The sequence below is a fragment of the Sphingomonas yabuuchiae genome (assembly GCF_014199595.1).
Lineage (GTDB): Bacteria > Pseudomonadota > Alphaproteobacteria > Sphingomonadales > Sphingomonadaceae > Sphingomonas > Sphingomonas yabuuchiae.
In genome coordinates, this window is record NZ_JACHNX010000003.1 from 111,231 (window position 1) to 125,703 (window position 14,473).

General features: G+C 65.8%; 13 protein-coding genes. 6 read left to right on the forward strand and 7 right to left on the reverse strand.

Features of this window, described 5'->3' with window-relative positions; genetic code table 11:
* Positions 1-5 precede the first annotated feature (5 nt).
* The 3 genes from gloB to GGQ89_RS06000 are packed head-to-tail and all read left to right on the forward strand — an operon-like array spanning position 6 to position 1,553.
* Positions 6-722: a hydroxyacylglutathione hydrolase gene (gene gloB / locus GGQ89_RS05990; protein ID WP_184104878.1), complete on the forward strand. Its 717-nt coding sequence runs from the start codon at positions 6-8 to the stop codon at positions 720-722.
* 34 nt (positions 723-756) lie between these two features.
* A complete protein-coding gene (locus GGQ89_RS05995; protein WP_184104880.1) occupies positions 757-1,185 on the forward strand; it encodes a hypothetical protein in 429 nt (142 codons plus the stop codon).
* Positions 1,185-1,553 carry a hypothetical protein gene (locus GGQ89_RS06000; protein WP_184104882.1) on the forward strand — a complete coding sequence of 123 codons (369 nt, stop codon included), beginning with the start codon at positions 1,185-1,187 and terminating at the stop codon, positions 1,551-1,553. The genes GGQ89_RS05995 and GGQ89_RS06000 overlap by 1 nt, the downstream gene beginning before the upstream one ends.
* Positions 1,554-1,721: 168 nt before the next feature.
* On the opposite strand, the gene hslU is transcribed toward GGQ89_RS06000, so the two are convergent.
* The 3 genes from hslU to phaR all read right to left on the reverse strand — a co-directional run bounded on the left by hslU (position 1,722) and on the right by phaR (position 4,589).
* The gene (gene hslU / locus GGQ89_RS06005) at positions 1,722-3,017 is read right to left on the reverse strand and encodes an ATP-dependent protease ATPase subunit HslU (RefSeq protein WP_184104883.1); all 1,296 of its coding nucleotides are present in this window, start codon (positions 3,015-3,017) and stop codon (positions 1,722-1,724) included.
* A gap of 13 nt (positions 3,018-3,030) precedes the next feature.
* Positions 3,031-3,573, reverse strand: a complete 543-nt coding sequence (gene hslV / locus GGQ89_RS06010; RefSeq protein WP_056437183.1) for an ATP-dependent protease subunit HslV — start codon at positions 3,571-3,573, stop codon at positions 3,031-3,033.
* A 458-nt stretch (positions 3,574-4,031) separates the two neighbouring features.
* Positions 4,032-4,589, reverse strand: coding sequence for a polyhydroxyalkanoate synthesis repressor PhaR (gene phaR, locus GGQ89_RS06015; protein WP_056436843.1), 558 nt, complete (start codon positions 4,587-4,589; stop codon positions 4,032-4,034).
* A 72-nt stretch (positions 4,590-4,661) separates the two neighbouring features.
* Between phaR and GGQ89_RS06020 the strand changes: the two genes are divergently transcribed.
* From GGQ89_RS06020 to GGQ89_RS06030, 3 genes are all read left to right on the forward strand, one after another.
* Entirely contained in the window at positions 4,662-5,675 is a 1,014-nt protein-coding gene (locus GGQ89_RS06020; protein ID WP_240456536.1) for an alpha/beta fold hydrolase, read from the forward strand.
* 22 nt (positions 5,676-5,697) lie between these two features.
* On the forward strand, positions 5,698-6,870 hold the full coding sequence (locus GGQ89_RS06025) for an acetyl-CoA C-acetyltransferase (RefSeq protein WP_076717449.1): 1,173 nt from the start codon (positions 5,698-5,700) through the stop codon (positions 6,868-6,870).
* A gap of 204 nt (positions 6,871-7,074) precedes the next feature.
* Positions 7,075-10,359, forward strand: coding sequence for a TonB-dependent receptor domain-containing protein (locus tag GGQ89_RS06030; RefSeq protein WP_206362776.1), 3,285 nt, complete (start codon positions 7,075-7,077; stop codon positions 10,357-10,359).
* Between the two features lie 52 nt (positions 10,360-10,411).
* Here GGQ89_RS06030 and alr read toward each other — a convergent pair whose 3' ends face one another.
* The 4 genes from alr to GGQ89_RS06050 all read right to left on the reverse strand — a co-directional run bounded on the left by alr (position 10,412) and on the right by GGQ89_RS06050 (position 14,396).
* Positions 10,412-11,437 carry an alanine racemase gene (gene alr, locus GGQ89_RS06035; protein ID WP_184105105.1) on the reverse strand — a complete coding sequence of 342 codons (1,026 nt, stop codon included), beginning with the start codon at positions 11,435-11,437 and terminating at the stop codon, positions 10,412-10,414.
* 93 nt (positions 11,438-11,530) lie between these two features.
* The gene (gene mmsB / locus GGQ89_RS06040) at positions 11,531-12,406 is read right to left on the reverse strand and encodes a 3-hydroxyisobutyrate dehydrogenase (protein ID WP_184104888.1); all 876 of its coding nucleotides are present in this window, start codon (positions 12,404-12,406) and stop codon (positions 11,531-11,533) included.
* A gap of 150 nt (positions 12,407-12,556) precedes the next feature.
* The gene (locus GGQ89_RS06045; RefSeq protein WP_184104890.1) at positions 12,557-13,333 is read right to left on the reverse strand and encodes an enoyl-CoA hydratase; all 777 of its coding nucleotides are present in this window, start codon (positions 13,331-13,333) and stop codon (positions 12,557-12,559) included.
* A gap of 13 nt (positions 13,334-13,346) precedes the next feature.
* Positions 13,347-14,396: an enoyl-CoA hydratase/isomerase family protein gene (locus tag GGQ89_RS06050; RefSeq protein WP_184104892.1), complete on the reverse strand. Its 1,050-nt coding sequence runs from the start codon at positions 14,394-14,396 to the stop codon at positions 13,347-13,349.
* Between the last annotated feature and the right edge of the window lie 77 nt (positions 14,397-14,473).

The following is a 14,473-nucleotide window of genomic DNA, read 5'->3' on the forward strand; positions in this document are numbered from 1 at the left end:
TTTCGATGGAAATCGTTCGAGTCCCCGTCCTCTCCGACAATTATGCCTGGCTGATCCATGACGCCGGGCAGACCGTCGCGCTCGACCCCGGCGAGGCCGCGCCCGTCGCGGCGGCGGCGGCCGCGCGCGGCTGGACGATCGATCAGGTCTGGCTGACCCATTGGCATCCCGATCATGTCGGCGGCGCTGCCGCGTTGAAGGCGCAAGGGGCCCGCGTCGCGGGTCCGGCGGCGGAGGCGGCGAAGATCGACGGGCTCGACACGCTGCTGGACGAAGGCGACACCATCGCGGTCGGTGATGCGGTGGCGACCATCTGGTCGGTGCCGGGCCATACGGCGGGCCATATCGCCTTTCATATCGCCGACCGGGCGACGATCTTCACCGGCGACACGCTGTTCGCCATGGGATGCGGGCGGCTGTTCGAGGGAACGGCGGCGCAGATGCACGCCAATATGCGCCGGTTCGCAGGGCTGCCGGGCGACACGCGGGTCTATTGCGGCCACGAATACACCCTGTCCAATGCCCGCTTCGCCGCCGCCGTGGAGCCCGACAATGAGGCCATCGCCGAGCGGCTGGCCGATGTCGTCGCGATGCGCGAACAGGGCGAGCCGACCATTCCGACGACCATCGCGCTGGAGCGGGCGACCAACCCCTTCCTTCGCTCGGTCGACGCGGACGAACTGGCGCAGCGCCGTGCAGCCAAGGACGCGTTCAAGGGTTAAGCCTTTGCTACAGGGGCGTTTAGACGGAGACGGAATGATGCGTATCGTGACGTTGTTACCTGTTCTGATCCCCATGGCGGGCTTGAGCGCCTGTACGCTCACCCCGGCGCAAAAGGCACAGGTTGAGCAGCGCGTCCAGACCGAGCGTGCCGATCTCGACAAGGCGCTACGCGGCCTGACGCCGGGCGCGCCGACCCAGTGCATCAGCCAGTACCGGACGCAGCAGGTCCGGTCGTATGGCCCGACCATCGTCTATACCGTGTCGCCGCGCCTGAAATATGTCAGCCGGACGGCGGGCGGGTGCAGCGATGTCGGCGGGTCGGGCAACAACATCTTCGTGACCCGGACGACCACGGGCCAGCTCTGTTCGGGCGACATTGCGCAGACGGTCGACCGCACCTCCGGCTTCTTTACCGGCAGTTGCAGCTTCGACGAATTCGTCCCCTATCGGAAGCAGGGCTGATGCGCGGCAAGGCCACCATCGCCGCCGCGCTGGGCCTGACCCTGACCCTGTCGGCGGCCAAGTCCGACCCCTTTGCGGGACGTGTCGCGGGGCCGCCGGCGCAATGCGTCGACACCAGCACGACCATGTCGGGGCCGGTCATCGCCGACAAGGACGTGATCTTCATCAATGCAGGGCGTCGCGTCTGGCGGGCCAAGGTCCGCGGCCAGTGCTTTGGTATTCAGCCGTTCAACACGCTGCTGATCGATCGCTGGGGATCGCAGGTCTGTCGGAACGACCGATTCCGGGTGTTGCAGCAGGGGCTTTCCATCCCGTCGGCATGGTGTTTCTTCGACGGGTTCGTGCCGTATGATAGGGTGAAGAAATAAGCGTTTTTGCTTGCGGCCTGCCCTCCCCCATCCCCTCCCGCTTGCGGGAGGGGAGCGGCAAGACCAAATGTTGCGACTCAACGCATACGCCACGGCCTGGGCACGCCCCTCCCGCAGGCGGGAGGGGATGGGGGAGGGTTTCAGTGTCTCACCGAGCCCCCACCCGGATCACAGAACGAACCGGCTCAGATCCGTATTCCGCGCCACCGCCGACAGCTGCTTGTCGACATAGGCCGCATCCACGGTCAGCGTCGAACCCTGACGATCCTCCGCCTCGAAGCTGATCTCCTCCAACAGCTTCTCCATAACCGTCTGAAGCCGCCGCGCGCCGATATTCTCGACCTGGCCGTTCACTTCCGCCGCTATCCGCGCGATCGCGGCGATGCCGTCCTCGGTGAAGGAAATCTCGACGCCCTCGGTGCCGATCAGCGCCTTGTACTGGGCGGGCAGCGACGCCTTGGTATCCGACAGGATCGCGACGAAGTCGCTCTCCGTCAGCGCCTTCAGCTCGACCCGGATCGGCAAACGGCCCTGCAATTCGGGCAGCAGGTCGGATGGCTTGGCGACGTGGAAGGCGCCGGACGCGATGAAGAGGATATGGTCCGTCTTCATCGGGCCATATTTGGTCGCGACCGTCGTGCCCTCGATCAGCGGCAGCAGGTCGCGCTGCACGCCCTCACGGCTGACCGAACCGCCGCGCACGTCCGAAACCGCGATCTTGTCGATCTCGTCGAGGAAGACGATCCCGTTCGCCTCGGCATCGGCCAGCGCGGCGCGGCTGACCTCGTCCTGGTCGAGGCGCTTGTCGGCCTCTTCCTCGACCAGCTTGGTCCAGGCGGCCGAGACGGTCAGCTTGCGGCGCTTGAGCGGCTGGCCGCCGAACGCCTTGCCCATCATTTCCGACAGGTTGATCATCTGCGGCGCGGCACCGGGGATTTCGAACGGCGCGGCCTGCGCCTGCTCCAGTTCGATCTCGATTTCGGTCTGGTCGAGATGGCCGTCGCGGAAACGCTGACGAAAGGCCTCGCGCGTCGCCTGGCTGGAGTCCTTGCCGACCAGCGCATCGAGCAGGCGGTTCATCGCCGCCTCTTCCGCCTTGTCCTTCACCGCGACGCGGCGGCGTTCCTTTTCGAGCCGGATCGCTTCCTCGACCAGGTCGCGTGCGATCTGCTCGACATCCCGGCCGACATAGCCGACCTCGGTGAACTTGGTCGCCTCGACCTTCACGAAGGGCGCGTCGGCCAGCTTGGCGAGACGGCGGCTGATCTCGGTCTTGCCGCAGCCCGTCGGGCCGATCATCAGGATGTTCTTGGGCGTCACCTCGTCGCGCAGGTCGGCGCCGAGGCGCTGGCGACGCCAGCGGTTGCGCATGGCGACGGCGACGGCGCGCTTGGCGTCGGCCTGGCCGATGATATGCGCATCGAGCGCGGCGACGATCGCCTTAGGGGTCAGCTGGTCGTTCATGGGAGCTTTCGGATTAGTTCGCGCCGTCGATGGCTTCGAGCGTGACGCGGTCATTGGTGTAGACGCAGACATCGGCGGCGATCGCCATCGCCTTGCGCGCGATCGTCTCGGCATCCTGTTCATAGTCGACGAGCGCACGGGCCGCCGCGAGCGCGTAATTGCCGCCCGATCCGATCGCGCAGATGCCGTTCTCCGGCTCCAGCACGTCGCCATTGCCGGTCAGGATCAGCGTCACGTCCTTGTCGGCGACGATCATCATCGCCTCCAGGTTGCGGAGGAACTTGTCGGTCCGCCAGTCCTTGGCCAGCTCGACCGCCGCGCGCAGCAACTGGCCGTTATGCCGCTCCAGCTTGGCCTCCAGCCGCTCGAACAGGGTGAAGGCATCCGCCGTCGCGCCCGCAAAGCCGCCGATGACCGAGCCATCGCCCAGCCGCCGGACCTTGCGCGCATTGGGCTTCATGACCGTCTGGCCCATCGAAACCTGACCGTCCCCGGCCACCACCACCCGGCCGCCACGGCGCACCGAGCAAATCGTCGTGCCATGCCAGGTGGGCATGGCGTGTTCATTCCCGCTCATGCGCGGCGATATGGAGTCGGGTGGGCGCGGGTTCAATATTGCCCGGCGTGTCATGCTAAGCTAACCCGTGAACCGCGTCGCGCGTGACACGGTGAATCTGCCAACCGTAGGACGGGGAAACCCGGATCGCGTTGTGGGGGCCAGCAGTTCCCACCGCCCGACGCACTCATCCCCGTTTCGCCTGAATTAGGTCGAAGGCCATGCCCTTCTTCCCTCGCCCCTCACGGAGGGGAGAGGGTTGCGCAGACTTGGTCTTTGCGGGAGCAAAGGCCTAGTTGGAGCTGGGTGAGGGGTGAAGCGCTCGAAGAGCGCGCGAGCCTTTAGGCTCGCTCAACCCCTCACCCAAGCTGCGCTAGCCAGCACGCTGGCAAGCTCCGCTAACCCTCTCCCCCTGTCCAGGGGAGAGGGAAGAAGGGAGCCTGAACGGAGGCTCGGGGCTATTCCCCCAGCTTCTCGATCTTGTCCTTCAGCGCGGCGAGCTCCGCCTTTAGAGCGGCCATTTCGGCGTCCTTGCTGGCGGCGGGCGCTGCCGGGGTCGGCGCGGGCGCCGCCGCGCCCGGCTTGAACCCTTGCGTCGCGGCTTCGAACATCGCCAGGTTGCGCTTGGCCATGTCGGCGAAGGGCGTGTTCGCGAACGCACCCTCGACCGCCGACTTGAACTGTTCCTGGTTGCGGCGGAAGCTGTCCATCGACGCCTCCAGATAGCCGGGCACCATCGCCTGCATCGAATCGCCGTACATCGAGATCAGCTGGCGCAGGAAATTCACCGGCAGCATGGTTTCGCCCCGGCTTTCCTCTTCCATGATGATCTGGGTCAGGACATTATGGGTGATGTCCTCGTCGGTCTTGGCGTCGACGACCTTAAAATCGCGGCCCGCGCGGATCATGCCCGCCAGATGGTCGAGCGTGATGTAGGAGGAGGTTTCGGTGTTGTAGAGCCGCCGGTTCGCATATTTCTTGACGATCACGACGCCGTCCGATGCCTGCTTCTTCATGGACCCCCGCCTTTCATGGTTTTGTCGCAGCCTAACGCCTTGGATTTCGCATCGCAACATGGTCCGCGACCCTTGCCGCTGTTCCTGGCGATGTTGCGCAGCGAGGCTGCGGAAAATCCCGAGCTGGTACAGGCCGCGCTGACGGGACTACGCCGGTTTCAGGAGGCGAAGCGCGAGCGGCCGATGCGCGCCCTGCCCGTCCGGCGACGGCGCGGCCGGGTGAAATTGCGCGATGCGGGAGGCGAAGGACGGCCGGTGCTGTTCATCCCCTCGCTGATCAACCCGCCTTCCATCCTTGACATGTCCCGCGACCGCTCGCTGATCCGCTGGCTACGCGGGCGGGGTTTCCATCCCTGGCTGGTCGACTGGGGAACGCCGGGCTCGAAGGACCGCGACATCGACGTTGCGGGCCATGTCGAACGCTTCCTGCTCCCCCTGATTGCTTGCCTGCCACAGCCGCCGGTCCTGATCGGCTATTGCCTGGGCGGTACGCTCGCCATGGCCGCGGCGGCGCGCAGCAAGGTCGCCGGGCTGGCCGCGATCGCCGCACCATGGCATTTCACCGGCTATGGCGACGAGGCCCGTGCCGCGATGGCCGCGCAATGGGCCGCGATCAAGCCCACCTCCGAAGCGCTCGGCCTCGTCCCCATGGAGGCGTTGCAAGCGGGCTTCTGGCGGCTCGATCCGGCGCGCACCATCGCCAAATATGCGGCCTTCGCCGAACTCGATCCACGCACCGATGCCGCCCGCCGCTTCGTCCGGTTGGAGGACTGGGCCAACCAGGGTGCCCCCCTGCCCCATGCTTTCGGCCGAGAGTTGTTCGAGGAACTGATCGCCGAGGATCGTCCCGGCCAGGGGCAATGGCGCGTCGCCGGGGCGACCGTCACGCCATCGCAATGCGACGCCCCTAGCGTCGAATTCATCGCCACCGCCGACCGGATCGTTCCCGCCGCCACCGCCATCGGCCTGCCCGACCGGCGAGCGGGGGGCACGGGCCATGTCGGCATGGTCGTCGGCGGCCGTGCGGAGCAACAGCTCTGGCAGCCGCTCGCCGACTGGATCACCGCCCTCCCAACACCTAGATAGATCCGAACCTAAAGGAGCCTTCATGACCGAGATCGTCATTACCGCCGCCAAGCGTACCCCCGTGGGCAGCTTCCTGGGCGCCTTTGCCGCCACGCCCGCGCACGAACTCGGCCGGGTGGCGATCACCGCCGCGCTGGAACAGGCGGGTATCAAGGGCGAAGACGTGTCCGAGGTGATCCTAGGCCAGGTGCTGACCGCCGCGCAGGGCCAGAACCCGGCGCGTCAGGCGTCGATGGCTGCGGGTATTCCCAAGGAGGTCCCCGCCTACGGCGTCAACCAGGTCTGCGGCTCGGGCCTGCGCGCCGTGGCGCTGGGGATGCAGGCGATCGCCAATGGCGATGCGACGATCGTCGTCGCAGGCGGCCAGGAATCGATGTCGCTCTCGCCCCATGCCCAGACGATGCGTGGCGGCACCAAGATGGGTCCACTGACCATGGTCGACACCATGGTGCATGACGGCCTGACCGACGCCTTTGCCGGTTATCACATGGGCATTACCGCCGAGAACCTCGCCGAGCAGTATCAGGTAACCCGCGACCAGCAGGATCAGTTCGCGGTCCGCTCGCAGAACCTGGCCGAGAAGGCACGCGGCGAGGGCCGCTTCAAGGACGAGATCGCGCCCGTCACCATCAAGGGCCGCAAGGGCGATACGGTCGTCGCCGACGACGAATATATCCGCGCCGGTGCGACCATCGAGAGCGTGTCGGGCGTCCGCCCTGCCTTCAAGAAGGACGGCACGGTCACGGCCGCCAATGCCTCGGGCCTGAACGACGGCGCCGCCGCCATCGTCCTGATGAGCCGCGAGGAAGCCGAGAAGCGGGGTACGCCGATCCTCGCCACGATCAAGAGCTGGGCCTCGGCGGGCGTCGATCCGTCGGTCATGGGCATCGGCCCCGTCCCCGCCACCAAGCGCGCGCTGGAAAAGGCGGGCTGGACCATCGGCGACCTCGACCTGATCGAAGCCAATGAGGCCTTTGCCGCACAGGCTTTGTCGGTCGGCAAGGAACTGGGCCTCGATCCCGAGAAGGTCAACGTCAATGGCGGCGCGATCGCGCTGGGCCACCCGATCGGTGCCAGCGGCGCACGTGTGTTGACGACCCTGATCTACGAAATGCAGAAGCGTGACGCCAAGAAGGGTCTGGCCACGCTGTGCATCGGCGGCGGCATGGGCATCGCCATGTGCCTCGAACGCTAAACGTGTGTTGAGCGATAAACACGCCACTTTTCGAAAATTTCGCGTTTAACCGTTAGATTGCAGGGATGTGTCGAAGCTGTCACATCCCTGCAACTATGGTGACGCAATTTTCGGAAAGCGTCGCGTCAGCGCTTGTTTTCCCGTCGGAAATTTCTTTCCCTGCGATGAACGGACATGAACGATCCGTCATATTGGGGGTAAAGAATGAATATGCGTACCCTGCTGGGCGCCTCCGCGCTGGCCAGCACCCTGGTCCTGATGCCGGTCGCCGCGTTCGCGCAGACCGATTCTCAGACCGCCACTTCGACCACAGCGCCGGGTGCTCAGGAAGACGATACCGCAGCGCAGGATGCGACGCCGGACAACCGCGCGAATAACGGTGACGTCGTGGTTACCGGGTCGCGGATCCGCCTGACCAACAAGTTCGACGCCGCGATCCCGGTCGAGTCGGTCAACGCGGCAGAGCTGCTCGGCACGCGTGGCGATATTTCTCTGGGCGATGCGATCAGCCAACTGCCGCAGTTGCGTAGCACGTTCAGCCAGGCGAACTCGACCGGCTCGATCGGAACGGCCGGGCTCAACCTGCTCGACCTGCGCGGCATCGGCACGGCGCGGACCCTGACGCTGGTCAATGGCCGTCGCGTCGTTACTGCAGTCCCGGGTTCGTATACGCCCGACACCAATACTATCCCCTTCGACCTCGTCGAAGCGGTCGACATCGTCACGGGTGGCCAGTCGGCCGTCTACGGCTCGGACGCGATCTCTGGCGTCGTGAACTTCAAGCTGAAGCGGGATTTCGTCGGCACGCGCCTGCGCGCGCAGGGTGGCGTTACCAGCTATGGTGATCGCGGTACCTATCTGGTCAGCGGGATCACCGGTGCGAACTTTGCCGATGGGCGCTTCAACCTGACCGTCTCGGCTGAGTACTCCAAGAGCAATCCCGTCTTTTTTGCCCAGCGTCCCTATCTTGGGGCCTATGGCGGCACGCCGGCCTTCATCAACTCGCAGATCACGAACGCGCCGAACCGCAACTTCGACGGCATTCCCAATACGACCTTCGTGCCCCGCGGCAGCGTGTTCGGCAATCGCTCGATCGGCGGCACCGTCGTAACCCAGTGCCCCACCACCGCCACGGCGGCCAATGCGGCACAGCGGGCAGCGATCTGCACCGGTCAGACCTCACCGACCGGCAGCCCGATCGCCTATAACTATCTGTTCCAACCCGATGGCTCGCTGCTCCGCGATTCGCCGTCCACGACGGGTCTCACCGACAATCGCGCAATCGGCGGCGGCGTCCTGTTCGGCGGCACCGCATCGGGCCTCGAAGGCGCGATGCTGTTGCCGGGCCTGGACCGCTTCCTGGCCAACATCCTCCTCAACGGCGAGATTTCTCCCGCCTTCAAGCCCTTCGTCGAGTTCAGCTTCGCCAACATCAAGGCGACGCAGCAATCGACCCAGCCGAGCTTCACCGGCGGCACCTTGACGAGCTCGTTCAGCGTCAACAACCCGTTCCTGACGCCTGCGGCTCGTGCCACGCTGGGGACGATTCTGGCACCGGGCGCGACGTCGTTCACACTCAACCGTTTCAACAACGATCTGGGTACTCGTGCCGAATTCCACACCCGCCGCACCTATCGCGGCGTCATCGGCGTGCGCGGCGATCTGACGCCGTCGGGCGACCTGTATTACGAGGTTGCAGGCAATTACGGCCGCACGGAAAACTTCTATCGCACCGGCGGCAACGTTCTGCTCGCCAATTACCGTAACGCGGTCAACGCGGTGGTAGCACCCGCCAATTATACGGGTTCCAACTTCGTCCTGAACTCGCAGGGGCAGCGGATCATCTGCTCAGCCAATGCCGCCGGAACCAACGCCGCGCCGGGTTGCGTGCCGCTGAACCTGTTCGGCCAGAATGCGGCCGACCCGCGTGCGATCAACTATATCCTGCACACCTCCACCCGCAATCAGTGGGCGGAACAGATCAACGCCACCGCGTTCATCTCGGGCAATACCGGATCGTTCTTCAATCTGCCCGGCGGTCCGGTGTATTTCTCGTTCGGCGGTGAATATCGTCGCGAGGACGCCTTCTCGGGCCAGGACGCGATCACCGCATCGGGCGCGACCTTCCTGAATCCGGCGGCGACGTTTGATCCGCCGGCCGTCAACATCAAGGAGGCTTATGGCGAACTTCGCCTCCCGCTACTCGCCAATATCCCGTTCATCAAGGAGCTGACGGTCGAGGGTGCCGGGCGTGTCTCCGACTATGGCGGCAACACCGGTTCGGTCTGGGCGTGGAACGCCGGGTTGATCTGGGCCCCCGTTCGCGACCTGCGCCTGCGGGGCACCTTCTCTCGCTCGGTGCGCGCACCAAACCTGAGCAACCTCTACGCTTCGCAGTCGACGACCTTCGTCTCGGTCGCCGATCCGTGCGATCAGCCGGGTGGTACGAACGCCAGCAACAACATCACCTCGAATCCCAACCGCGTCCGCAACTGCGCGGCGGCCGGTATTCCGACGACGATCACCTTCACCGATCCGACGACGGGTGCACAGCTGATCCGTCCCTGGACCAACCAGTCTCCGTCCACCATTCCCGGCGTCAACCAAGGCAATATCGGCCTGACACCGGAAGTCGGCAACAGCTTCACGCTGGGCCTGGTCTATCAGCCGCAACAGGTCCCCGGGCTGACCTTCAAGGTCGACTATTACAACATCCGGGTGAAGAACGTCATTTCGGGTCTGACCGGCCAGCAGATCATCAACCGCTGCTATGACGATACCAACGGGATCAACAATCAGTTCTGCGCGGCGGTCTTCCGTCGCCAGTCTTCTGATCCGGTCCAGAATGGCACCTTCCTGGGGCAGACGGGGCGGACCATCGACCAGTCGCAGTTCACCTTCGCCCAGGCGGGCAACGGGATCAGCTTCATCAATCAGCCGTATAATTTTGCAGCTCTGAAGACCAACGGCATCGACTTCGACGTGCAATATGCCAAGCGTTTCTCAGAGAACGCTTCGCTGAATGCCAACTTCACGGTTGCCTATATTTTTAACCGGCTGAACTACACGTACATCGCCGAGCCCGGACGCTATGATCGTCAGGACAGCATGCTGGGCGATCCGAAGTGGCAGGCTCGTTTCAACCTGAACGGCAAGGTCGGCGTGATCGATTTCGGCTATACCGCCCGCTATGTCGGTCGGCAGATCGTGTCGGGCCTGGTGTACGAGACGTTCTTCGCCTCGCAAGGTCGACCGGCCCTTAACCCGGATGCGCGTCCGTTCGTCTATTACAGCCCGATCGTCTATCATGACGCGCGGATTGGGGTGAACGCGACGGAGAAGTTTCGCCTGTATCTGGGCGTGGACAACATTACCAACCAGCTGCCGCCTTATGAGCTGACGGGTATCGGCAATACGGCGACGGGCAACGACGCGATCTATCCGAACATCGGTCGCTTCCTGTACGCGGGCGTAGAGGCGCGCTTCTAAACGCCACCATATCGATGACCTGGGGCCGCCTCGTGAGAGGCGGCCCCTTTTTCTAACGAGAAAAACGCTGGCCCAGGCCGGTCAGCAGCTCATATTGCGACACGCCCGACGCGGCGGAAGCAGCGGCCAGGTCATAGTCCATGGCCAGCCAATCGCCTTCGCCCAGGTCGGGACGCGCGGTCACGTCGACCGCCAGCAGGTCCATCGAGACCCGACCCAGCACGGGCAGTCTCTCGCCGTCGACCACCGCCGCCCCAAGGTCGGACAGCGCGCGGCGATAGCCGTCGGCATAGCCCAGATTGAGGATCGCCACCTCGGTATCGGCGGGCGCGGTCCAGGTGGCGTTGTAGCCGACCGTCTCGCCCGCAGGCACATGGCGGCGCTGAAGGATCTGCGCTTCGGGCCAGGCGACCTGGCGGAGGTGCCCCGCCATGTCAGGACGCGGCAGGCCGCCGTACAGCGCCAGGCCCGGCCGGGTCAGATCGAAATGATAATCCGCGCCCAGCCCGATCCCGGCCGAATTGGCGAGGCTCATGCGTCGCGCGCCGGTGCGGCCCCTCAGGCCGGCAAAGGCCTCGCGCTGTTGCCCGTTCATCGCGACATCCTCATCGGCGCAGGCGAGATGGCTGATAAGCGTCTCGATCGTCAGTCCGTCGAGCAGGCCGTCCCGCACCGCCTGCACCGACACACCGAGCCGGTTCATGCCGGTATCGACCATCACGTCGCACACGCCACCGCCGCTGTCGCGCCAACGGGCGATCTGGTCCGGCGTGCTCAACACCGGGCGGGCGAACCCGGCTTTCGCGGCGGGCAGGTCTTCGGCGCGCAAGCCGTGCAGGACCGACAGCGTGACGCCCAGCGCAGCCAAGCCTTGCGCCTCGGCCCAGTTGGCGACGAAGAAATCGCGGCATCCGGCCTTGGCCAGCGTCTCGGCGACCAGCCCCGCGCCCAGGCCATAACCATTGGCCTTCACCGCCGCGCCGCACGCCGCCGCCCCGCTCAACCGGTCGAGCGCCTGCCAGTTGGAAACGAGCGCATCGCGGTCGACACGCAGGCGGAGGGGAGCGGGTATTTCCATCACCCTCCGGGCTTTAGGCCGCATTGGTCAGGGGGAAAAGGCGCGATGGGCTTTTCCTTGGCCCCAGCCCATCCAGCCTGAGCGAAGACGGGTTTAGCGGAGGGTGCGGATGATCCCCGAAAAGTCCACCGGCGGCTGCCCCTCGCCCACGAACGCTGCGTAAAGTTCTGCCGCCCGCTCGCCCATCGGCGTGGTCGCGCCCGCATCCTGGGCCGCCTGCATCGCCAATCTCAGGTCCTTCAGCATCAGCGCCGCCGCGAAGCCGCCCTGATAGTCATGATCGGCCGGCGTCTCCGGGCCGACGCCGGGAACGGGGCAATATCTGGTCATCGACCAACTCTGCCCCGACGAAACCGAGGCGATATCGTAAAAGGTCTGCGCCTCCAGCCCCAGCTTCTCGGCCAGCACGAACGCCTCGCAGGTCGCGATCATCGTCGCGCCGAGGAGCATGTTGTTGCAGATCTTGGCCGCCTGGCCCGCGCCATTGCCGCCCGCATGGATCACCGCCTGGCCCATGGCGGACAGGAACGGCTCGGCGCGGGCAAAGGCTTGTTCCGAACCACCGACCATGAAGGTCAGCGTCCCCGCCTTGGCGGCCGCAATTCCGCCGGAGACGGGCGCGTCGACCGCCATCATGCCCTTGCCTTGCGCCGCCTCCGCGACGCGGCGCGCGGTGGCGACGTCGATGGTCGAGCAATCGATCAGGATCGCGGACGGAGGTGCCGCCGCGAAGACGGCGTCGGCATAGACGCGCTCGACATGGGTCCCGGCGGGCAGCATGGTCACGACCGCCTCGACGCCCTCCATCGCCGCCACGGCGCTGTCGACCGGCAGGCACCCGGCCGCCTTGGCCGCCGCCAGCGCCTCCGCCGACAGGTCGAAGGCGCGGACGTCATGCCCCGCCTTTGCGAGGTTGGCGGCCATCCCGCCGCCCATATTGCCCAGGCCGATAAAGGCGATCCGCGCCATGTCTGCTCTCCTGACTTGTTCTTATGTTTCTTCTGCCCCCCTCCCGCAGGCGGGAGGGGCTGGGGGAGGGAAAGGGGTCTCACCGAGACTGTCGCTTGCGGCTTTGCCCTCCCCCATCCCCTCCCGTTTACGGGAGGGGCGTGAGACTCATCAGCGATTGGTCCAGTTGGGGCTGCGCTTCTCGACAAAGGCGGCCATGCCTTCCTTCTGGTCGGCCGAGCCGAACAGGCCGTGGAACAGGCGCCGTTCGAACTGCACACCCTGCGCCAGCCCCATATCGAAGGCGGCGTTGACCATCTCCTTGTTGGCCTTGACCGCGATCGGGGCCATGCCCGCGATCGTCGCGGCGGTCCTCAGCGCCTCCTCCACCAGGTCGGCGGCGGGGACGATGCGCGCGACGAGGCCCGAACGCTCGGCTTCCTCGGCGTCCATCATCCGCCCGGTCAGGCACATCTCCATCGCCTTGGCCTTGCCGACCGCATGGGCCAGCCGCTGAGAGCCGCCCATGCCCGGCGTCACGCCCAGCTTGATCTCGGGCTGGCCGAACCTGGCGGTGTCGGCGGCGAGGATGAAGTCGCACATCATCGCCAACTCGCAGCCGCCACCCAGCGCATAGCCCGCGACCGCTGCGATGATGGGTTTGCGCGTGCGGGTGAAGTCGTCCCAGCCGGTGAAATGATTGCCGCAATACATGGCGGCGAAGTCCATCTCCTGCATCTCCTTGATGTCGGCTCCGGCCGCAAAGGCCTTGGGCGACCCGGTGATGACCGCGCAGCGCTGTTCGAGATCGGCGTCATAGCCGCGCATCACGTCGAGCAGTTCGGACAGCAGCTCGGCATTGAGCGCGTTCAGCGCCTGCGGCCGGTTGAGCGTCACCAGGGTCACCGCCTCGCGGCGCTCGACGATCAGGGTGTTGTAGTCGGTCATGCGGGCGTCCTTCTCAGCGGTCGTCGGGAGTCCAGGCCTGCCCTTCGGGCATGGGTGCGAAGATATGGTCGATCATCGTGTCGGTCACGCCCTCGGGCGTGGCGGAATTCCAACGCGGCGCATTGTCCTTGTCGACGATCAGCGCGCGGACGCCCTCGACGAAATCGGGGCGCTGCACCACGCGGGAGGCGATGCCGTATTCCCGGCGCATCTCGTCGGCGAAGTCGGTGGTCAACCTTCCCTCGCGCAGCAAACGGAGCGACACCTTGCAGGATTGGGGCGATTTGGTGCGCAGCACGGCGAGCTGCTGCGCCGCCCATTCGCCGCCGTCTGCTTCCAGCGTGGCGATGATCTCTTCCAGCGTATCGGCGGCGAAAAGCCGGTCGATGTCGGCGGCATGCGCCATGATTTTTGCGTCGGGCGCGGGCGTAGAGAGCCGGTCGAGCGTCGCGGCGATGTCCTGCGGCGCGGCGATGATCGCAGCCTTGGCCTGGTCCAGCGTGGAGGACGATAGATAATGGGTGGCCAGCCCCAAGGCGTACGCCTCCGCCCCGTCGAGCCGGTGGCCGGTCAGTGCAAGGAACTCGCCCATCCGGCCCGGCAGGCGCGAGAGATACCAGCCGCCGCCGACATCGGGGAACAGGCCGATGCCCGTCTCGGGCATGGCGAACCGGGTGTTCTCGGTCGCGACGCGGAAGCGGGCCGGCGCGGAAATTCCGACGCCGCCGCCCATGGTGATGCCGTCCATGAAGGCGACGATCGGCTTGGCATAGGTGAACAGCCGGTGGTTCATCCGGTATTCGCTGTGGAAGAAGCCCCGCGCCGCCTCGCCGTCGCCCGCACCGCTTTCCGCCAGCAGGCGAATATCGCCGCCAGCGCAAAAGCCGCGCCCCTCGGCATGGTCGATGATCACCGCCTCCACCGACAGATCGCCGCGCCAGTCCTCCAGCGCGGCCAGCACGCCGTCGCACATGTCACGGGTTAGCGCGTGGATCGCCTTGGGCCGGTTGAGCCGCAGCCGCCCCACCGGGCCTTCGCGAGTGACGATCAGGTCTTGGGTCATGTCTTTCCTTAACCCCTTCCCGTTCCCCGGCGAAGGCCGGGGCCCAGTTGTGGCAACCTATGAAGCGCGCCATCGGC